This window comes from Treponema denticola, assembly GCF_024181645.1.
Classification (GTDB): domain Bacteria; phylum Spirochaetota; class Spirochaetia; order Treponematales; family Treponemataceae; genus Treponema_B; species Treponema_B denticola_A.
In genome coordinates this window covers 1,185,426-1,206,700 of the sequence record NZ_CP058624.1, presented here as the reverse complement: position 1 = coordinate 1,206,700, position 21,275 = coordinate 1,185,426, and the positions used below count along the sequence as shown (strand labels likewise).

Below are 21,275 nucleotides of genomic sequence, written 5' to 3'. Positions count from 1 at the left end.
TATTGAAAAATATGCCGTAAAATGATATAATCTTCTAATATCACGAGGATTTTATGAAAGAATTTTTAAATTACAATACGGTAAGAGACAACGGACTCATTCTCGCCAGAAAGATGTATGATGAAGGATACGTTCCCGATGTTATTTATGCCTCTATGAGAGGGGGTGCTTATCTGGCAAATGTAATAAGTGAATTTTTTAAAATAGCTTATAAAAATGAAAAGAAAATTCTGTATTCAACAGTTGTCGCACACTCTTATTCCGGAGTTCATAATAACTCGGAAATAGTATTGGACGGTTGGACCCTCCATCCAAGCAAACTGCCGACCGATGCTTCGGTTTTATTGGTCGATGATATTTTTGATTCCGGTGCTACAATAAATTATCTTGTCGATGAGTTAATTAAACAAGGATTAAAAAGAGAAAACATAAAAATTGCCGTTCATGATTATAAATATTTTCATGATAAAAAAGAACAATATGAGCATCATCCGGATTATTGGTGCCGAAAGCATGATATTTATACCGAAAAAGATAATTTATGGATTCATTATATGAGCCATGAATTAGTCGGTCTTTCTAATGAAGAACTCGAAGAAAACTATTATTCAAAAAATCCTGCTTTAAGAAATGTTTTTAAAGGAATACTAAATTGAAAAAACTTAAGATTTATAGCATTTTTAAAATAGGTTTCATTATAGCTGCTTTTAGCTTGTTTGCTTTGGATTTAAATTGCTATGAATTGGATGAACTCGAAATAAAACAAGATTACAAAAAAGACGGTGTAAATCTTGATATAAAATATCCTGAAAGCGAAGAGGATTTCGTTTTTTATAGATCTTTTAATCCCAATACTAATCTGTATAAAAGCGGTAAACTAAAAAAAGGAGAAAAGCCGTTTTTTAATTTTGGAACGGAGCTTTGTGTTTGGGTACAAACCTCATCTGGAAAGTTAAGTAAACCGGCTCATCTAATTGTTGAGCCCTTGGAAGAAAAAAAACTTTTAAATGTTTTAAGTCCTCAAGAGGGTACTTGGAATGATATACAAAAACTTATAATTCAACATCCTCCTAAAACACAAATTATATATTCCGTTGATGGAAGCGATCCATTGGACTTCGGTCTTTTATATACGGAACCTATCAACCTTGAAAAAGAAGGAAAAATAGAGCTTAGAATAAAAGCCGTACCCGAATCGGGGAATATTACAGAGAAGATAATAAACTATGAAGTATCTCCCTCAGGTCTTCCTTCCCCTAAAATACCTGAGACCGCTTTAAATGAAGAGCCCGATAAAGATTTAGAGTACAATATTTTAAATTGGTATTTTTTGGAATTTAATTCCGATGTGCCTGTTTATTATTTGACAAAAAAAACAAATGATAATTCAACAACCGATGCTTCCCAACTTTTAAATATTTATGACGGGCCGGTTTTTATTGATAGAACTCAAGATACCGTATTTTACTGGGTAAAAGCAAAAGAAGAAAATGTAAATAAAATATTTTTACCTAAAAAACCTGTTTTATCATCGGTACCCAAAACAGCAGTAAATAGAAATATTGAGCTTAAATTTGATGATGAGCGTTATACTTATTTTTTTGAAACAGGTGACGGTAATACTTATATTTATCCCGATAAAAATTCTTCCCAATTTAAAAAAGATGCATCCCATATATTCGATGTGGGGATAAAAGAAGAACGTTTTTTTGATGTTAAAATAAGAGCTTTCTATGAAGACCTTTTTCATGGCGAGTTTAAAACATCATTTACAATAGATAAGCTGCCTCCCGAAAAACCTGAAGTTTCTTTCACCCCGCCGGTATCGCCTACAAATTCGGATGTAAAAATAAAAATTAAATCGCTTTCAGCTGAGACAGTAGTTGAAATCGAACCTCCTATTTTTACTTCATCTTCAAAAGACGAAATTGTTTTAACCGGAGCTATGGGTGAAAAAACTATTTATTCCGTAAATATTTATAATAAGGATGAAGCAGGTAATAAGAGTGCAAATGTCAATAAGGAATTTATAATAGATAAAAATGCCGTATATGTAGATAATAATTATAAGATTAAAAATTCCGATGGAAATCCATCAAAACCTTTTTCCTCTATTTATGAAGCTGTTGATTATATAAATAAGGTATCTCTATTACAACAAAATAAGGTAAGTTCCGAAAAATGGAAAATATATGTAAGAGGGGATTGTATTTTAAATGAAGCCGTGCTTATTACAAGAAATATAAAAATTACCTCTGCAGGTCAAAAGGCCTCAATTCATTTTTCTAAAAATTCGGGTTTTGTTGTAATCGGTTCAAATTTCGAAATTGAAAACTTTAAGATTTTTAGAAGGGACAGAGCTGAAGAACCGCGTGAGGTTCCGATAATTTATGCAGATAAGGCAAGTATAAAACTTAATAATGTAAGCCTTCAAGCTTTTGAAGGCGGGCCTGTTTTAAGTTCTTTTTATTCTCATTTGGATATATCCGATACTAAGGTAATTTCGGAACAGACAAAGCACTGCCTTATATTTAACCTAAATAACTCTTCAGCCGTTTTTCAAAATACTGATTTTACAGGAAAAGGATTTTCGGTTGCAGCGATTTCCGCCTCAAATTCGATTATTGAGCTTGATAATCTAAATGCCTTTCTTAGTCCGAATTTTACTGCAAGGTTTTTGGAGGCTTGGAATTCCGAAATATCTTTAGGAAAACTTAACCTTATCCGTTTACCTGAATCGGCACAAAATAAAGATACCGCTGTTTGGTATAATAAGAATTCAAGAATGGATATTAAATTCAAACCCATTGTCAGAGGGTTTTTAAATTCAATTGAGAGAGAACCATAATGTTATGCGGTATAGATGAGGCGGGAAGAGGCCCCCTTGCAGGTCCTGTTACGGCAGCAGCCGTTATCCTTCCAAGCGGCTTTGATTTTTCAATTTTAAAAGATTCAAAAAAACTAAGCGAAAAAAAAAGAGAAGAAGTGCGTAAAACCATATATGCCGACCCAAATGTTCTTTGGTCTATCGGCTGGGCATCCAATTACGAAATAGATGAGATAAATATCTTGCAGGCAACTTTTTTGGCAATGGAAAGAGCTTATGAAAGCCTTTGTTTAAAACTTCAAGAATTCTGTAAATTAAACAATAATAAATTTATAGAACCGGATATTATTGTTGACGGTAACTTTATTCCCAATATTAAAAATTGTTCTTCGATTAAGGCTCTCGTAAAGGCTGATGATTCCGTTTATGAGGTTATGGCGGCTTCTATTTTAGCAAAGACTGCAAGGGATAAAATGATGATACGCTACTCTTGGATTTATCCGGAATACGGATATGAAAAACACAAGGGGTACGGAACCAAAAAACATATAGAGGCAATTAGATTTAACGGCTATAGTCCGATTCAGCGCAGATCTTTTTTTGTAAAAAATTTGTAAAAATATTTATAAATAGCTTACTTGTATTATTTATAAAAAAATGTTAATCTATTAATGGTATTATATAAAAAGTATTTGTGAGGAGTAACAAATTGAATCCTTTTGATATTATGAAAAATGCAAAAGAAATCCAAGCAAAAATTGCTAATATTAAATCCGACCTTGATCAAGAAGTTGTTGAAGGTGTATCAGGCGGAGGCCTTGTAAAAATCCGTTTAAAAGGCAGTTTTGAAGTTGAATCTATCTTCCTCGATCCTATAGCTGTAGATAATCGTGATGTTCCTATGCTTCAGGATTTAATCAGGGCTGCTCATAATGATGCAGTGGCAAAACTAAAAGAACTTTTACAAAATAAACTTGGGCCCCTTGCAAGTCTTGCAGGCGGTTTACCTTTTTAAAAAGAGGTATTAAATTAGTGAATGCTATTGATTCCGTTATAGATTCATTTTCCCGTCTTCCGGGGATCGGTCATAAGAGTGCTGCCCGCATCGCCTATCATCTTCTAAAACAGGGACCTGCGGATGCCTTGCGTTTAGCGGAAGCCGTTTCTACCTTACACGAAAAAATTCATCCTTGTACTATATGCGGTTCTTATACCGAAGATGAGATTTGTTCTATTTGTGCGGATGAAACAAGGGATAGAGCAACTATCTGTGTAGTAGGGTTTCCTCAGGATGTGAACACGATTTCTTCAATCCCCGAATATAGAGGTTTGTTCCATGTTCTGGGCGGACTTATAGCTCCTCTTGAAGGTATCGGTCCCGATCAATTACATATAAGCGAGCTTATCAGACGTATTCATGAAGGCGGAATTACCGAGGTTATTCTTGCAACCAACCCTACGATTGAAGGCGATACCACAGCCCTATACATTCAAAAAATATTGCAGGACTTGCCTGTTAATATAACGAGGCTTGCCTCAGGCTTACCTGTCGGAGGCGATTTGGAATATGCCGATCGTTTAACCCTTGCAAGGAGTTTAAACGGCCGCATTAAATTTTAATTTTTATGGGAGAATAAAAATGAATGAATCCACAATGCAGAGATTGCGCTATAATTACGAACCGAAAATCCCAAAAGTATTTGCGGAACCTTTGAGTTTGATTAAGCCGGAAATAGGAGAGGCTACACATGCACAATCTAATCAGGCGGAATTAAAAGAAATATTCCCACATACTTACGGAATGCCCATTATCAGATTTGTAAAGGGAAAATCGGAAGTAGAGCATAAGCCCTTAAAATTCGGTGTAATTCTTTCAGGGGGACAGGCTCCCGGAGGTCACAACGTAATTTCCGGTCTTTTTGATGCTCTAAAAAAAGGTAATGCAAATTCCAAACTTTACGGATTTTTAAGAGGCCCTGAAGGTTTGGTAAAAGGGCGTTATGTCGAAATAAAAAAAGCCTTAATCGATAAGTACAGAAATACGGGCGGCTTTGACATAATCGGCTCCGGAAGAACAAAGATCGAAACTGAGGAACAGGTTGCTAGTTCGATTCAAAACGTAAAAAAATTAAAGCTGGATGCCCTTATCATAATCGGAGGAGATGATTCTAATACAAATGCGGCTTTTTTGGCAAAATACTTTATTCAGGCAAAATTAGATACCAAGGTTATAGGCGTTCCAAAAACAATAGACGGCGACTTAAAAAATCAATACATCGAAACATCCTTCGGGTTTGATACTGCAACAAAACTCTATTCGGAGTTAATCGGAAACATTTGCCGAGACGTAAATTCCGCACGTAAATATTGGCATTTTATAAAACTCATGGGCCGTTCTGCAAGCCACATAGCCCTTGAATGTGCTTTAAAAACTCAGCCCAATGTCTGCTTAATCGGTGAAGAACTGGCCGAAAAAAAAGTTACCTTGAAGCAGGTTACGGATTACATTGTGGATATAATTGTAAAAAGATCTCAAAAAGGCGAAAACTTCGGGGTTGTTTTGGTTCCGGAAGGAATTATAGAATTTATTCCTGAAATGGATGAATTGATTGAAGAAATAAATGATATTATGGCTGAAAAGACTTCAGCCTTTTCAAAGCTAAAAACCTTTGCAGGAAAAAAATCTTGGCTTCAAAAACACTTGTCCAAAAAAGCTTTTGCTCTTTTTGACAGTCTCCCTGAAAACATTTCTTTACAGCTTTTAATGGATCGAGACCCCCACGGAAACGTTCAAGTTTCCCGCATTGAAACTGAAAAACTCTTAATAGATTTGGTCACCAGAAAAATAACCGAGATGAAAAAGGAAGGTACATATAACGGAAAATTCAGTACCTATGCTCATTTTTTCGGATATGAGGGGCGCTCTGCCTTTCCTTCAAACTTTGATTCGGACTATTGTTATACCTTGGGCTTTACAGCCTTTTTATTGGCACTTAACGGCTTTTCAGGCTATATAGCTTCGGTTAAAAATCTGACTGATGATGTAGAACATTGGCTTCCTTGCGGCGTGCCTCTTTCTATGATGATGAATATGGAAAGAAGAAAGGGTAAGATGACTCCGGTTATAAAAAAATCCGTAGTCGATCTAAAAGGCAAACCTTTTAAAACCTACGAAAAAAATAGGGATAAGTGGGCTGTCGAAACCCTTTACCGGTTCCCCGGAGCAATTCAATATTTCGGAGACCTTGAAGTATGCGACATACCGACTAAAACCCTCTTACTCGAAAAAGGAAATCTAAAAGAAAAGAGGAAGAAAAAATAAATATATAATTTTTTTTATTAAAATGTTGACAAATCAAAATCTGCATGCTAGAATTACTAAAGACTTGTTATTAAGTGCACATAGGAGGTGTATAATGAAAAAGTTTTTTGGTGTTTTTTTGATGGTGGTACTTTTATCATTCATCATTTCTTGCGGAGGAGGAGAAGCTGACCTTAGGTCACAGACATTGATTGTTGCTATGTCGAGTGATGCTATAACAATGGATCCAAGTGCCCAAAACGACGCATATTCCGCAAATGCAATGATGCAGATGTATGAAGGTTTAATAGCTATTACTCCTGATAATGAGGTTGTTCCGGCCTTGGCTGAAAAGTACGATATTTCCTCTGACGGAATGGAGTATACATTCTATTTGAAAAAGGGTGTAAAATTCCATAATGGAGAAGAACTTAAAGCCGGTGATGTAGTATTCAGCTATTTAAGAGCTTGTGCTTCTCCCGCTGTAGCCCATATATTTTCAGATATAGATCCCGATACCATCAAAGCTGTCGATGATTATACGGTAAAATTTAGAATGAAAGCTCCTTATGCTGGTATTTTGACCGCTTTATGTCATTCTTCAGCTCATATTGTAAACAAAAAAGCTGTTGAAGCAGCGGGTGATCAATATGCCAGAAACCCTATAGGAACCGGCCCTTATAAGTTTGTAAGCCATACAAAATCGGACAAAATAAAATTTGAAAGATATGAAGAATATCAAGGTAAAAAGCCTTATTACAAATACCTTGAATTCCGAATTATCCCCGAACCCACTAACCGCATTATTGAGCTAGAATCAGGCGGAGCGGATATTGTGTATGATGTTTCACCCAACGATTTGGACAGATTTACCGGAAACAATGAAATCAAACTTATCAGAAGTTTTGATTATTTAACCCAATACATGGGAATGAATTGCGGTAAACCTCCTCTTGACGATATCAGAGTAAGACAGGCTATAGCTTGTGCCGTTGATACCGATCAAATAGTAAAAGCCGTTTGGAAAGGTTTAGGACGCACTGCTTCCGGTCCTTATGCTCCGGCCATCCGCTATTCGATTGCAAATAAGTTAAAACCGATTCCCCGTGATGTTGAAAAGGCAAAAAAACTTTTAAAAGAAGCCGGATATGAAAGCGGATTAAAGATTAGGCTTTCTACAAATGAAAGAACCGAACGAATTGATATGGCTGTTATAATGAAAGAACAATTTAAGGATGTAGGTATTGATCTTTCTATCGAAGTTCTTGAATGGTCAAAATACATTGAAATGCTGGAAAAAGGAGAACAGCAGTTATTCGAAATAGGCTGGTCATCAGATACACCCGATCCCGATATGGTCGTTTATCCTTGTTTCCATTCAATTTCGAGAGGCCCGGGCGGAAACTATGTTTTCTTAAGCGACCCTGAACTTGACGAACTTATCATTAAAGGCCGCCGTGTTTTAGACGGTCCGGAAAGAGCTAATGTTTATGAGCAGATTCAAGAAAGAATTATGTATTTAACACCTGCTATTTTCCAATATAACGGTGAACAGGCCGCAGGAATCAGGAGCAATATCACAGGTTTACGTTTATCTCCATTAGGTCATCACTTTTTGGGAAATATCAAACCAGTCGATAAATAAATAAAAACATAAATGCCGGACTTCAAAATTTAATTTAAAGTCCGGCTTGTTTTGCTCTAAATGAAAAAATAGTTTTGAGCCAAGAGTATGTGATTCTTTTGCCTCAATTTTATCAGTGAGGTTGTAGTATGCTTAAATACATAATAAGGCGAATTCTTTTGTTGATTCCCGTAATGTTTGGGGTATCGGTTATAGTATTCTCGCTTTTATATTTTACACCGGGCGATCCTGTAAGAAATAAATTAGGAACAAATGCGTCGCCTGAGGAAGTTTTAAAGCTCAGAGAAAAAATGGGCTTAAACGATCCGTTTTTAGTCCAGTTCGGACGCTATTTAAAAAATATTGTTTTTAGAGGAAGTTTAGGAGATTCTTATATTACCGAACAGCCTGTAGTTTTGGAGATCGGATCCCGTGTCGGATCTACTATACGGCTTGCAATTTCTTCAACCATAGTTGCAATTTGTCTCGGCATACCCCTAGGTATTATATCTGCAATAAAACAATATTCGGTTTTTGATCATATCACAATGGTTTTTGCCTTAATCGGCTTATCGATGCCTGTTTTTTGGCTTGGACTTTTGATGATTCTTTTATTTTCCGTAAAATTGGGCTGGTTTCCCTCATCCGGATTTTCAGGCTTTAAACATATGGTCTTGCCGGCTTTGGCTTTGGGGGCTCAATCCGTTGCAGTCTTAACGCGAATGACCCGCTCAAGTATGCTTGAAACAATCCGTCAAGATTATATAAGAACGGCCAGAGCAAAGGGGCAAAAAGAGAAGATAGTTATTTTTAAACATGCCCTCGGTAATTCTCTTATACCTGTAATCACTGTAGTAGGTATTCAATTCGGACAGTTAATGGGCGGCGCAGTTATGACCGAAATTATCTTTTCAATTCCCGGAATAGGTCGTCTTATGATTGATTCCATTAAATTAAGAGATGCCCCTGTAGTTTTAGGCTGTGTTTTATTTGTTGCCGTAACCTTTGCCATCGTAAACTTAATTGTCGATATACTTTATACGTATGTCGATCCGAGAATTAAAACTCAGTATACATAGGAGATCGGCAAAATGAAAACAATAAAAGACAGAAAAAAACTAAACGGTTTTAGAGGCGTTTTTCATAGAATGAGTAAAAATAGGCTGGCAATGCTCGGCTTGTTTATAATTATAGTTTTGGTGTTAATGGCTGTGTTTGCAGACTTTGTAGCTCCATATACCTTTGACGGAACCGATTTGGCAAATCAATTTGCAGGCCCCAGTGCGGCTCATCCGTTTGGACAGGATGAATTCGGACGCGATATTTTAAGCCGAGTTATTTACGGTGCCAGAATTTCACTAAAGGTAGGTTTTATTTCCGTAGGTATAGCCCTTATAGTAGGTTCATTTATCGGAGCCGTTACAGGCTATTTTGGAGGAAGGGTAGATACGGCATTAATGCGCTTTATTGATGTTTTGCAGGCTATTCCTGACATTCTTCTTGCCATAGCCATCGTTGCTTCTTTAGGCCCCGGCCTTGGGAATCTGATGATTGCAGTAGGTATTGCAGGAATTCCCGGCTATGCTAAAATAGTCCGCTCGGCAGTTATGTCCATAGTAGATATGGAATTTATCGAAGCGGCTAGGGCAGGGGGCTCTTCCGATTTTAGAATTATCTTTAAACATATAATTCCCAACTGTATGGCCCCCATAATTGTTCAAGCAACCTTGGGCGTTGCCTATGCAATATTAAATGCTGCCGGTTTGAGCTTTATAGGTTTAGGCCTTGAACCTCCGACTCCAGAATGGGGGGCTATGCTTTCAGGCGGAAGAGCTTATATAAGAAGCTATTCTCATCTAACATTGTTCCCTGGGCTCGCCATCGTTATTACAATCTTTGCCCTAAACGTTTTGGGTGACGGTTTGCGCGATGCTCTTGATCCAAAACTAAAACGATAAGGACGGCTTTTATGGAAGAATTATTAAACATTGAAGATTTAAGTATTTACTATATCACTGAAGCAGGGGAAACAAAAGCCGTAAACAATTTAAACTTAAAACTGGGAAAAGGTGAAACTCTAGGCTTCGTAGGCGAAACCGGTGCCGGAAAAACTACTACGGCTCTTGGAATTATGCGGCTTGTACCTAACCCTCCGGGAAAAATAGTCAGCGGTAAAATTTCTTTTGATGGAGAAGATATCTTAAGCAAAACCGAAAAAGAAATGCAGGAAATACGCGGAAACAAAATTTCGATGATATTTCAGGATCCGATGACTTCTTTAAACCCTGTTATGACCGTAGGTGAGCAGATTGGCGAAGTTTTAGCTCTTCATCAAAATCTAAAAAAAGAAGAGCTAAAAGAAAAAACCGCTCAAATGCTTGAAACTGTAGGAATTAAGCGGGAAAGAATTAACGATTACCCTCACCAATTTTCAGGCGGAATGAAGCAGAGGGTAGTAATAGCTATGGCCCTTGCCTGCAATCCTATGTTAATCATAGCAGATGAGCCTACAACGGCTTTGGACGTTACAATTCAAGCTCAGGTTTTGGAACTTATGATTGAGCTTCAAAACAAGTACAATACCTCGATGATTATGATAACCCACGATTTGGGAATTGTTGCCGAAATCTGCGACCATGTTGCAATTATGTATGCAGGTTCGGTTATCGAATACGGTACCGTTGAAAAACTTTACACCGATCCGAAACATCCTTATACCAAGGGCTTGTTCGCTTCAATTCCGACACTGGATGCAGATGAAGAGAGCTTACATGTTATCAAGGGAACGCCTCCCAATCCGGTAGACCTTCCTACGGGCTGCAAATTTCATCCCAGATGCGAGTTTGCAACCGAAAGATGTAAATGTGAAGTTCCCAAGATGATCGATTTGGATGATTCCCATTGCGTTTCATGCTTTTTATTTGACAAAGGGGGTGAAAAATGAGCGGTACGATTCTTGAAGTTAAAAACTTAAAAAAATATTTTACCACAAAAAAGGGCCTCCTTCATGCTGTAGACGATATAAGTTTCAGTATAAACAAGGGAGAAACCTTAGGTCTCGTAGGCGAGTCAGGCTGCGGAAAATCTACGGCGGGCAGGGCAATCTTACGATTGCATGAGCCTACCTCAGGAGAGGTAATATTTGAAGGCAATAATACCCTTGAATATAAGAGCCGAAAGGATAAGAGGGCTATGAGACAGGATATGCAGATTGTTTTTCAAGACCCTTATTCTTCTTTAAACCCTCGCTTAAACACATTTGAGCTCATTGCAGACTACCTTTATGTAAACAAGGCCTATAAAACAAAGGCTGAAGTACAAAAAAGGGTAAAAGAAGTTATGAATATTGTAGGATTGGAAGAAAGGCTTGAGGATTCCTATCCTCATGAATTGGACGGAGGAAGAAGACAGCGTATCGGTATTGCCCGAGCTCTTTCTTTAAAACCTAAATTCATCGTTATGGACGAGCCTGTTTCAGCCTTAGATGTAAGTATTCAGGCTCAAATTTTGAACCTTTTAGCTGAGCTTCAAAAAGAATTGGGACTAACTTATTTGTTTATATCCCACAATTTGAGTGTAGTTAAACACATAAGCGACAGGATTGCCGTTATGTATTTGGGAAAAATAGTCGAAATAACCGATTATAAATCGATATTTTCAAATCCTATCCATCCTTACACAAAGGCTCTGCTTTCGGCAATCCCTATTCCGAAATACGGATTAAAGAGGGAAAGAATAATTCTCCCCGGAGATGTTCCAAGCCCGATTGATCCGCCAAAAGGCTGCGTATTTTGCGGAAGATGTGCCCACAAGATGCCCATCTGTACCGAAACTCGTCCCGACCTCGAAGATCGAGGAAACGGCCATTTTGTAGCATGTCATTTAAAATAAATTGATTTTAAAAAAAGCACCGATTAAAAACCGGTGCTTTTTTAATTTAAAAGTTTTTACTTAAAAAACATTCCGATAAAATCTTTTTTTTCCAGATTTCCGAAGTAGGGTGTTAGATCAGTGTTTCTAAGTTTTTCTGTTAAAACATTTTCGGAATACTCGCAGCCGTTTAAAAGTTCTTCCAGTTCTGCCTTATCGGCTGTACCGAAAAAATCCCCGTGAATTTTTAAAGAATTTATTTTCATATTTTCGACATTAAAAAATACTTCGATACTGCCTATTGGAAAACGCTCGTAGTGAGAATATTCTGCCTTTGGAGAGGCTCCGTAATTCCATTCTTTACGGGAAAATCTTTCCTCATAAATTTTCATAACGCCTTTAAGTTCTTCTTCCGAAAGTTTATACTCTACGGGCTCTTGGTTTTCAACTTCAAAGATTGCTTTTAAAAGTTCGTCTTTAAATTGGTCAACTGTAATATCCCGTTTTAAATATGGTTTTATATTTGTTACCCTTGAGCGGACACTTTTTACGCCTTTAGATTCCAGTTTTTCTTTTCGGACAGTCAAGGCTTTGGAAAGGGCTTCCATTTCCACATTAAAAAGAATGGATCCGTCACTTAAAACCCGTCCCTGCCAAACTGATTGAGAGGCACCGATACATTTTTGTCCTTCAATCGTAACATCGTTTCTGCCTGAAAGCTCTGCATCAACTCCAATTTTTTTTAAAGCATTTACAATCGGAATATAATATTTTTTAAAATCAATCTTTTCGTTTCCCTTTGTTTTTGTAACAAAAGAAAAGTTTAAGTTTTCGAGGTCTTGATAGATGGCTCCTCCGCCCGTAATGCGTCTGACAACCTTTATACCGTTTTTATTTATATATTTTTCGTTTATTTCCTGATAGGTATTTTGATTTTTACCTAAAAGAATAGTGGGGCTGTTACTCCATAAAAAAACATATTCCTCATTTTCCAAAGGAAGGTTTCTGAAGCAATACTCTTCAAAAGCCATATTATATTCCGGGTCATGCGAATTGTTAACTATGTATTTCATGGAAAGGTATTATAATAAAAAAATAATTTTATGCAAGAGCTTGACAACGAAATGTGATGTATGGTAAAGTTTAAATGTAGACCATTGATAAGACGGGTACTGATATGGCTATTTTAATTTTAGTATTATGTGTATTTTTAAATTTTCTTATATTAATAGGAATTTTTATAGTATCCAAGGTTCAAGTTTTTTATCAAAAAAGAATACCAGGATTAGATTACGATTCTCTTGTAGAAACAGCTTTTTTAGAAGGACATTATTACGGTAAATATTGGAATCATGAAAATAATAAAGGGAATTGGACATGGCTAATGCCTAATTCATACATTAAGAAAAAAACTTTGGAATTTAAGAAAGATGATAGCGAGAAGATAATACGATATAGAAAGAGACTTGTCAAAGCTTTGAATGTTGAAACATCATTACTTGTGATGATGGGTTTTGTGCAGGTAATTGCTTTCTTTATCTCGCTTATTTGTTTGACTTAAACTAAAAGATTTTTATATGATATTGGTATAGTAAATATAGGGTTATATTATATGATGAATGGCTTAGGCATGGAATGCCTGAAAAATATACATTTTTATTTTCAAAATAAATGTTTTGTAAAAAAGACCAGAATAATATGAAAAATGAAAACTAAAGGTGTATCGGGTCAAAAATCATAATAAAATTGAGGAGTAAGATTATGAAAAAATTTGGAATATGTATTATAATATTGACTATAATATTCACAATTTTGCTTAGAATAGATAAATATTGTGATTGTGAGAATTTCATTTTTAATACTACAATGATTATGAATGGTAATTATTATTTAGTTACTAAGGAAGATATGAAAATTGTTGAGGTGTCTGCTTTACAGTGGTATTATACAAATTTTATATCTTCTATTTCGTTAGTATTATGGGTTTTAACGGGGTTATTATTTTTATATGTAATGGGCCGACATGTATTGCCTTATTTTTGGTATAAAAAATACGATCATATGTTTGATGAAACTTGATTTTTGTGTGCTTTTAGAATAAACAGTTTGGCTATATATTATTGTAAATGATGGATGGAAAAGGGAATGCACAAGTTGAAGAGAATCTTAAAGATTTCCAGTAATACCAGTAAAATAGGTGGGGTGTATGCTTAAACTTGATATTGCAATTGTAGTAAGACATCCGATACTGCCTGCTCGTGATATAACACTTATTTTTGATATTAAAGCAGCTGCTGAACACTCTGTTAATGAAGTACGAGTTTCAGCCTCCGGTAAAAAATGCGGAATTTTCAGGGAATCTTATGTTCGCTATGATGTTGTTCCTGAAATACTAAAGGGGAATAATCATGATATTATCATTCATGATTTGAATACATATTTTAAATCGAAAGTGAAGGATAGACAAAAACTTGAATCATTTTTGCAAAGCGGCGGGAATATAACCTATGAAGTTTATCTGGATAAAATACATGATGAAAATATATTTGAATTGTCTCCATGGATTTTAGATGAATGTGCTGATTTAGGTATACCATTATGTTTGAGTATGTTGATGGCGAGTGAAAATATAGTCTCTAAAAATACAGATTATAAGGCTCTGGATTTTATAACCGTTTCCATTGAACAGCCAATACCAAATAATGGGGTAGTTTATTATGCACATGAGTTCCTTTTAACTGAGGATACTTATTTAGAGAATGAAATTAATATGGCTATTAGTTTTTATAAAAGACATATTGTTGCTATGTGTCTATCTATAAAAGAAAAGGTATGGTGTAAAATAACATTATGTCTAAAGACTTATTATCATTACGCTTTTGAACTTTCTTCCGAGATATGTAAGATGTGTGCTGAGTTGAATATTGGAGTCATGGTATGTTTTTAATTAATTTATGCAACAGGGAAAGCGGTATTAACTACCTGCGGAGAACTATGGACTTCTAAGTTAGAAAGTTGTGTGCTGTTTTGCCGACACTTGCTTATTTTTATATTTTATGCAATAATAAAAACTATAAGAAAGCTTCGGGATTCTTAAGGGCAAGGTGCTTGCTCCGCCCTTTTAAACAGCAGTTTTGAAGATATTGATAAAAGAGGAGATATGGGATGAATATTGATAAAAAATATATAATACTATGTCTAAATTTTTTTTTATTTATTTCGTGTATAAAAAAAGATATTGATATAGAACAATTACAATTTAACTCAGATATATATAAGTCATTAAAAGCTAAAATAATGAGTAACCATATTTTATTTTCAGATAATAAAGTAGTTGCATATGGTTTTAGAGAAAAAAAAGAATATATAGCAGATGCACAAAATATGGAAATATGTATAAACTCAAAATCTTGGTCGTATGATGAATTGAATGCCTTAGAAAGGAAACGTATTTTATTTAGACTGTATATAAATACTGATATGCTATCTCCCTTTTATGGTAAAATAATTGAAGTTGGATTAACGAGCAGTATTACTGCAGATTATCAAACTTCTGATTTTTTTTGTATAGGAGAATTTTCTTCTAGAAATATTTTAAAAAATCAATATAATTATCATTATGTAGGATGCGAATTTATATTTGGTGAAAAAGAATATATTGGGTTTGTGTTTATTGAAGGGGCTATATATTTAGAGAATGTAAATAAACTTGATGCTAGGCTAGGTGATATAACTTTTTACGATAAAATAAAAAGTTATCGGTAATGAAGAGTAAAATATAAATCATGTATTGGAAGATAAATTAATATAAAACTATGAAAACAGAACCTTATTTTTACCCACAGCCTAACCATCTCACCCCCCGGACAGCGATTGCAAGGGATAGCGATAGCGGAGCCCTGAAAAGCGCGGTGTTCAATTTTGTTTTCTTCGTAATGCTAAAAAACAAATTTGAACAGTCCGCCAAAACAAAACTATTACTAAATTTTTGGTATAAAAAATATGATCATATGTTTGATGAAACGTAATTTTTGTGTGCTGTTAGAATAAACAGTTTGGCTATGGTGCCGACACTTGTTTTTTTTTATATTTTATGCAATAATAAAAACTATAAGAAAGCTTATGAATTCTTAAGGGCAAGGTGCTTGCTCCGCCCTTTTAAACAGCAGCTTTGAAGATAGGAGGGGCATAGGGAAGGGTAACAACCAACAATGTTTCGTGGTAAAGAAAGTTTTATCTGGCAAAAGAACTTTTCCTTCCTTTATTTTTCGGGTTTTTAGGTCTGCACTTTTATGATAACGGTTCAGATTTAAAAGGGGCAAAATCAGAGCCTGTAGAAGGTTTTACAGAAAATGTTACACGATACAAGAAGAATGAAAAGTATATTGATATAGATTTTGATGGAAATATTATTTCGTTCGGATTATTGGAGTAGAAAGATGGCATTAGTTCATGATTTTTTTGTTATTGCAAATTTAAATGATGTTATTGACATTAATAATCAAATTGATTTAAATAAAATACATCAATATAGGCATGTTTCAATTAATGACAGTATAATTACATTCATTTCGAAAACATTGAAATGGATTATATCGAAAAACCATACAAGAACAAAAACTATTGATGGCCTTTTTTATTATGGTATCAGTTTAATAGAATCTAATAATTTAGATATCTTTTTAAATATAATTATTTTGTGGAAAAAATTATTTGAATTAGCTTCTGAAAGAAATATAATATCAGAATTTGACTATGATAAAAAATATATTTTGCAACAAATAGAAGATTTGATTCAAGTTTTAGAATATGCAATTGAAAATGATAAAATTGTTTTACACTGTGGAATTTGAAAAAACATTAAAAATATGATAAATAAACACATAATACTAGATATAAATATTTTTCTTTTTCGGACAGCGATTGCAAGGGACAGCGGAGCCCTGAAAAGCGCGGTGTCGGTATTTGTGTACTTTTATATTGTATTGATGGTACACAAGTGTCAGCAGTCCGCCGCTCAAAGCTGCTTAGGCACCTTTGAGCTTCGAGTTTTGCCATTCGGCAAAACATCGGGGACTAAACTTTTAAATTTACTAAACCGCCCCACTGACAGGACTTTTGAAAATAGGCGGAGCAGATACAAGGAGTTAGGCAAAAAAGTACCGCAGGCGTATCGGGTATACGTCGAGGAAACTTTTTTGCCGTGCGACGCAGGAGATGCCCGTATATTTTCAAAAGAGGAAGATGTATACGGAATAGATTACGGCTTCGGCCTTGACGCACCTAAAGAAACGGAACAGGCAAACCCGCAAGACCTTTTTGCGTATAGAAGAAATTATACCTGGAATGAACGGAACCTTTTAACAAAATCAAGCGACCGAAACTTTACCGTACACTACCGCTACGGAGACGACGGACAGCGAGCTCTCAAATATACCGACGAGGGCAGAAGTGAAACGCTTTATTTTAATAACTTTTTCACGATACATATCCCGACGCAAGACCAAAACAACCCGCAAGGACTACGAGTGCACAAACACATATTCGTAGGGAATTCAAGATTAGTAACCGCAATGACGCATACCGACAACTACGGCGACAACGAAGAGCAAAAAGTTAAAAGATATTATTACCACAGTGATCACCTCGGCAGTGCACAATTCGTAACCGACTGGAAAGGCAGACAGTACGAGCATATAGAATACACACCCTACGGAGAACTGTGGACTTACAAGTCAAAAACTGCTATGCTGTTTTTGACGACGTATAATAATTTCCTTGCAAAGCAGCCCGCAGGGCTGATTGAAGAAGTTGCTGCGGGATTGGACAAACTGCCGTTCAGGTTTACGGGAAAGGAGCTTGATGAAGAGACGGGACTGTATTATTATGGAGCTAGATACCTTGACCCGAAATACAGTAGATGGTTATCGGGAGACCCGGCATTAGGTGAGTACATTCCGCAAGCACCGGTAAATGATGAGGCTAAGAAGCATAATGAAAACCTGCCGGGTATGGGAGGAGTATTTAATACTGTCAATTTGCACGTGTATCATTATGCCGGGAATAATCCGGTGAAGTATACCGACCCAGATGGGAATTTTATTGCATCTTATTTTGCAAACACTAAATTCAATAATGCTTTTAATTTTTTTATTGAGAAATATCAAAAAAAATTAGATACAATAAATAGAGCCAGTCAACTTTATCAGCAAATATATGATATACCCAAAAACACAGCTTTGGAAGATGCCATCGTATTTGATAAAGAACAAGCTTACGATTATATTCTTACTACAGCCGGAATAAATGCAGAGCAGATGGGATATGAAAAGAATTCTGAAGAATATAATAATTATGTAAAACAAGAAACAAAATTATATTCAAAACTTCAAGAACTTAGAAAGCAAAAATATACTGATGGTACTTATAAAAATGGACTTGTAGATAAGATATTAAATACGGCTTTGAATCTATACAATAATAAATACCAAGAATGCATTTCGGAAGGCTTATCAGATATTGAAGCCATGAAACATGCGGACAGTGTCGCAAATGAGTATCTAAATAAAACTTTAGAGGATAATGAATTATGATAAAAAGATATATTTGTTTATTATTTATGTTGTTTCTCTTAACATCTGTATTTTCAGATAATGAATCAACAGTTTCATCCAGCTTTCCCATAAATAAATATAAATACGCTGATAGAAATTTTAAATTTGATAATATTATGTCTTTAGCTATAAGTTATTGGATAAAAGAAAATCCTTTTCCGAATTTGGATTATTCCGAATCGTATATTGAGTTTAATGAGGAATTTATCTTTCTTTCCGATTCTAAATTTCTTGTGATTGAAACTATGTGGACTGCATCATATTTAGAAACAATAAATGAATATATATTTGATCATAGTTTAAGCGGACTGTTTGGAGAATACTCTTATGAGCTAAATGAACAAGGAAATATAGAAAATAAATTTTATGTAATAAGGCTCAAAGATAATAAATTATTGGTATATAATAAAATAAAGGAAAAAGAAACAGTGTATGTATGTAGAAATAAAACTTTTTTCTAGACAATGTGGTATACCCCCGAACTATCGCTCATGATTTTGTTATGAATATTTTTTTAAGATTAAAAGGAGAGATTAAATGAAAAATTTATCCACTTTTTACCTCTTTCGGATAGCGATTGAAAGGGACAGCATAGCCCTGAAAAGCGCGGTGTTGACAGTTGTGTACTTTTACATAGTTATAATAGTACACAACTGTCAACAGGCCGCCAAAATAAAGTTATTATTAAACAAAAACAGCTTACTAGAGGTTTTTCCGCTTACGATAGGAAGCGGAAAAACAATTGCTTTTGAAAATAGGTGGAGCAGATACAGGAGCCTAGTAAAAATAAAGCGGAGGCGTATCGGGTATACGTCGAGCTCATTTTACGTAGCGACGCAGGAGGTGCCCGCCATTTCAAAAGAAATGACGCACACCGATAACCAAGGCGACAACGAAGAACAAAAAGCAAAGCGGTATTACTACCATAGTGACCACTTAGGCAGTGCACAGTTTGTAACCGACTGGAAAGGCAGACAGTACGAGAACATTGAATACACACCGTACGGAGAACTGTGGACTTACAAGTCAAAAACTGCTATAAGGTGCAAATGCAAGAGATAGAAAACAAATGGATTCAGTTTCAAAGAAATATAAAATAGATAGGCGTAAATTTGGAGACTTTATTGAGAATTGGAAGGATGATAATGGTTTAGGGCCTTCTGATACCATTCCATATAAGGATCTAGAAAAATTAGCTGAAGAATTTAAAGAACTATGAGGAGTTGAGAGATTATGTCTGTAAAAATATTGTTAAGATTTATTTATGAAAATGAGAAAAAATTTGATATTGCATCGTTAGAAGAAGCACTTCCTTTTTGCAGAATCTCTCAAAATATAAAAGGAACGTATTTATTGAAAGGTTTTAATTATGCCGTAAAAAAAAGTAATTTATGTATTTCTGATATTATAAAACGCGCTGAAATATATGATGAGGATAAAATTAAAGACTGTGTTAGGAAGGTTTTTAATTTTATTGATAAAAATGATGCAGAACTAAATAAAGAATTTTGTATAAGTTTTGTTTCCGATAATGATCAATTTGGCTTGAATGTTTCAAATGATTTGCTTAATTTTCTAAGCGGATATAATTTTGCAATAAGAATAAGCGGTGTTTTTGTATGATCCGTTATATTTTGTATGTTAAACAGTTAATCAATCTATCTTTCCGGGGTAAAGTATGGTTAAGAGTAAAGGATTTCTGGAGTTTATAATCATATGAAATATTTTACTAAAGAGTATATTAATGCAGAACTATCTGATGACGAATTTTATAAAAGAAATTTTGCCTATAAAAAAGAATTACTAAAGGTATTAAACATAGCATTACCCACTGTAAAAGAATTTATAGAGGGGGTTAATCTTCATGATGGAAAAATTAACAGTATAGAGAGTATAAAAGAAAAAATAGAAATCTTTTTTGAATATGGTGATAATCAAACCGGACATTATAGAATAGTTGTACAATTTTTTGATGCTGCCAGTGATTACAATCATAATATAAAATTACCATTTGAAATTTTATATTATGAATATTCTTATAATGAAAAATACTCTTTAAAATTTATTGATAAAAACTGTGTAGAATGGATGATACGGTTTTCAAATATAAATATTATTAGAATTTGGCAGAACTATTAAGAATAAAGTACTATGAAAACAAAACTTTACATTTATTCACAATCTAACCATCTCTTATTTCGGACAGCGATTGAAGCAGAAATTCTTTTTGCGGTGTGTTTAAGCAAAAAGCAAGCTCTGACCGGAGGGAAGAGCCTTGCCCGTGAAGATAAATACAGCAAAAAGATTGGAGCGGTATTGGTGCAGCAAGCCGATAGGCGCAGCTTCAAAGCAAGCGAGGGTCACACTTGTTTATTTTTATATTTTGTGCAATAATAAAAACTATAAGAAGGCTTATGAATTCTTAAGGGCAAGATGCTTGCTCTGCCCTTTTAAACAGCGGTTTTGAAGACAGGAGAGATAGGGAAGGGTAACAACCAACAACGTTTTGAGGTAAAGAAAGTTTTATCTGACAAAAGTGTCTTTCCTCCCTAACTATTTACGCCAACTATAGATAAATTTAAATTTTCACAGGAGTAAAAATGAAATGATTTCTAATATTTTGACTGTAATTATGTTTATTTATTTCATAGTTTCTGCAATCATATATGCAGTTCCGACATATAGATTTTGGAAACGTTCGTATGCTGAAATGCTGGAGTATTTATATTCAAAAAATATGGTAGAAGAGATAAAAATAATTGAAGATTGTGTATACGGTATATCTAGTCCTGCAACACATGAAACTTTAAATAATTTTTATGAAAAAATAACGCAGGATGAAGTTTTAAATAGTTTAAAACAAAAACATTTAAACGGAAAAAAATTGGGTATTAAAAGATTTATTGGATTCTGTATCTTCTTATTTATTAGTGTTATAATATTTACCGTTATTTTGTTTTTATTAGAGAAATTTAAGTAGGAATGCATATAGAGATTTTTAGAATTTTTTATAATAATTCTGCAAGTATCAAGTTAATA

Annotated in this window: 23 protein-coding genes and 2 pseudogenes; 24 read left to right on the top strand and 1 reads right to left on the bottom strand. The window is 34.7% G+C overall.

Going from position 1 to position 21,275, the window contains the following annotated elements; all coding sequences use genetic code 11:
• The first annotated feature begins 53 nt into the window (after positions 1-53).
• The 11 genes from HO345_RS05740 to HO345_RS05690 all read left to right on the top strand — a co-directional run bounded on the left by HO345_RS05740 (position 54) and on the right by HO345_RS05690 (position 11,643).
• A complete protein-coding gene (locus HO345_RS05740; protein WP_253684444.1) occupies positions 54-656 on the top strand; it encodes a phosphoribosyltransferase in 603 nt (200 codons plus the stop codon).
• Positions 653-2,848, top strand: a complete 2,196-nt coding sequence (locus HO345_RS05735) for a chitobiase/beta-hexosaminidase C-terminal domain-containing protein (RefSeq protein WP_253684443.1) — start codon at positions 653-655, stop codon at positions 2,846-2,848. The genes HO345_RS05740 and HO345_RS05735 overlap by 4 nt, the downstream gene beginning before the upstream one ends.
• Positions 2,848-3,444: a ribonuclease HII gene (gene rnhB / locus HO345_RS05730; RefSeq protein WP_253684442.1), complete on the top strand. Its 597-nt coding sequence runs from the start codon at positions 2,848-2,850 to the stop codon at positions 3,442-3,444. Before HO345_RS05735 ends, rnhB begins: the two co-directional genes overlap by 1 nt.
• A 92-nt stretch (positions 3,445-3,536) precedes the next feature.
• On the top strand, positions 3,537-3,842 hold the full coding sequence (locus HO345_RS05725; protein WP_010697334.1) for a YbaB/EbfC family nucleoid-associated protein: 306 nt from the start codon (positions 3,537-3,539) through the stop codon (positions 3,840-3,842).
• A 17-nt stretch (positions 3,843-3,859) separates the two neighbouring features.
• Complete coding sequence (gene recR / locus HO345_RS05720; protein WP_002678237.1) at positions 3,860-4,447, top strand: recombination mediator RecR; 588 nt, start codon at positions 3,860-3,862, stop codon at positions 4,445-4,447.
• Positions 4,448-4,466: 19 nt separating this feature from the next.
• Complete coding sequence (locus tag HO345_RS05715) at positions 4,467-6,149, top strand: diphosphate--fructose-6-phosphate 1-phosphotransferase (RefSeq protein ID WP_253684441.1); 1,683 nt, start codon at positions 4,467-4,469, stop codon at positions 6,147-6,149.
• A gap of 94 nt (positions 6,150-6,243) precedes the next feature.
• Positions 6,244-7,773: an ABC transporter substrate-binding protein gene (locus tag HO345_RS05710; RefSeq protein ID WP_010697337.1), complete on the top strand. Its 1,530-nt coding sequence runs from the start codon at positions 6,244-6,246 to the stop codon at positions 7,771-7,773.
• A gap of 128 nt (positions 7,774-7,901) precedes the next feature.
• Entirely contained in the window at positions 7,902-8,831 is a 930-nt protein-coding gene (gene nikB / locus HO345_RS05705; protein ID WP_010697338.1) for a nickel ABC transporter permease, read from the top strand.
• Positions 8,832-8,843: 12 nt separating this feature from the next.
• Positions 8,844-9,710: an ABC transporter permease gene (locus HO345_RS05700; protein WP_010697339.1), complete on the top strand. Its 867-nt coding sequence runs from the start codon at positions 8,844-8,846 to the stop codon at positions 9,708-9,710.
• An 11-nt stretch (positions 9,711-9,721) separates the two neighbouring features.
• Complete coding sequence (locus tag HO345_RS05695) at positions 9,722-10,696, top strand: ABC transporter ATP-binding protein (RefSeq protein ID WP_010697340.1); 975 nt, start codon at positions 9,722-9,724, stop codon at positions 10,694-10,696.
• Positions 10,693-11,643, top strand: a complete 951-nt coding sequence (locus tag HO345_RS05690) for an ABC transporter ATP-binding protein (protein WP_010697341.1) — start codon at positions 10,693-10,695, stop codon at positions 11,641-11,643. The genes HO345_RS05695 and HO345_RS05690 overlap by 4 nt, the downstream gene beginning before the upstream one ends.
• A gap of 56 nt (positions 11,644-11,699) precedes the next feature.
• Here the strand turns inward: HO345_RS05690 and lplA are convergent, their stop codons facing one another.
• Positions 11,700-12,695: a lipoate--protein ligase gene (lplA, locus tag HO345_RS05685; protein WP_253684440.1), complete on the bottom strand. Its 996-nt coding sequence runs from the start codon at positions 12,693-12,695 to the stop codon at positions 11,700-11,702.
• 104 nt (positions 12,696-12,799) lie between these two features.
• Here lplA and HO345_RS05680 point away from each other — a divergent pair, with 104 nt between their 5' ends.
• From HO345_RS05680 to HO345_RS05620, 13 genes and pseudogenes are all read left to right on the top strand, one after another.
• On the top strand, positions 12,800-13,183 hold the full coding sequence (locus tag HO345_RS05680; protein ID WP_253684439.1) for a hypothetical protein: 384 nt from the start codon (positions 12,800-12,802) through the stop codon (positions 13,181-13,183).
• Positions 13,184-13,383: 200 nt separating this feature from the next.
• Positions 13,384-13,701, top strand: coding sequence for a hypothetical protein (locus tag HO345_RS05675; RefSeq protein WP_253684438.1), 318 nt, complete (start codon positions 13,384-13,386; stop codon positions 13,699-13,701).
• A 127-nt stretch (positions 13,702-13,828) separates the two neighbouring features.
• The gene (locus tag HO345_RS05670) at positions 13,829-14,569 is read left to right on the top strand and encodes a hypothetical protein (RefSeq protein WP_253684437.1); all 741 of its coding nucleotides are present in this window, start codon (positions 13,829-13,831) and stop codon (positions 14,567-14,569) included.
• Positions 14,570-14,787: 218 nt separating this feature from the next.
• Positions 14,788-15,387, top strand: a complete 600-nt coding sequence (locus HO345_RS05665) for a hypothetical protein (protein ID WP_002669092.1) — start codon at positions 14,788-14,790, stop codon at positions 15,385-15,387.
• A gap of 674 nt (positions 15,388-16,061) precedes the next feature.
• Positions 16,062-16,475, top strand: a complete 414-nt coding sequence (locus tag HO345_RS05660) for a hypothetical protein (RefSeq protein ID WP_253684436.1) — start codon at positions 16,062-16,064, stop codon at positions 16,473-16,475.
• Between the two features lie 135 nt (positions 16,476-16,610).
• A pseudogene (locus HO345_RS05655) lies at positions 16,611-17,726 on the top strand (RHS repeat domain-containing protein); the annotation flags it as partial.
• A 485-nt stretch (positions 17,727-18,211) separates the two neighbouring features.
• Complete coding sequence (locus tag HO345_RS05650) at positions 18,212-18,697, top strand: hypothetical protein (RefSeq protein WP_253684435.1); 486 nt, start codon at positions 18,212-18,214, stop codon at positions 18,695-18,697.
• A 403-nt stretch (positions 18,698-19,100) separates the two neighbouring features.
• Positions 19,101-19,253, top strand: a pseudogene (locus tag HO345_RS13210) (RHS repeat domain-containing protein); the annotation flags it as partial.
• A gap of 52 nt (positions 19,254-19,305) precedes the next feature.
• A complete protein-coding gene (locus HO345_RS05640; protein WP_253684433.1) occupies positions 19,306-19,455 on the top strand; it encodes a hypothetical protein in 150 nt (49 codons plus the stop codon).
• Positions 19,456-19,469: 14 nt separating this feature from the next.
• Positions 19,470-19,859, top strand: a complete 390-nt coding sequence (locus tag HO345_RS05635) for a hypothetical protein (protein WP_253684432.1) — start codon at positions 19,470-19,472, stop codon at positions 19,857-19,859.
• A gap of 93 nt (positions 19,860-19,952) precedes the next feature.
• Positions 19,953-20,375, top strand: a complete 423-nt coding sequence (locus tag HO345_RS05630) for a hypothetical protein (protein WP_253684431.1) — start codon at positions 19,953-19,955, stop codon at positions 20,373-20,375.
• Positions 20,376-20,387: 12 nt separating this feature from the next.
• Entirely contained in the window at positions 20,388-20,630 is a 243-nt protein-coding gene (locus HO345_RS05625) for a hypothetical protein (protein WP_253684430.1), read from the top strand.
• 211 nt (positions 20,631-20,841) lie between these two features.
• Complete coding sequence (locus HO345_RS05620; protein ID WP_253684429.1) at positions 20,842-21,216, top strand: hypothetical protein; 375 nt, start codon at positions 20,842-20,844, stop codon at positions 21,214-21,216.
• Positions 21,217-21,275: the final 59 nt, after the last annotated feature.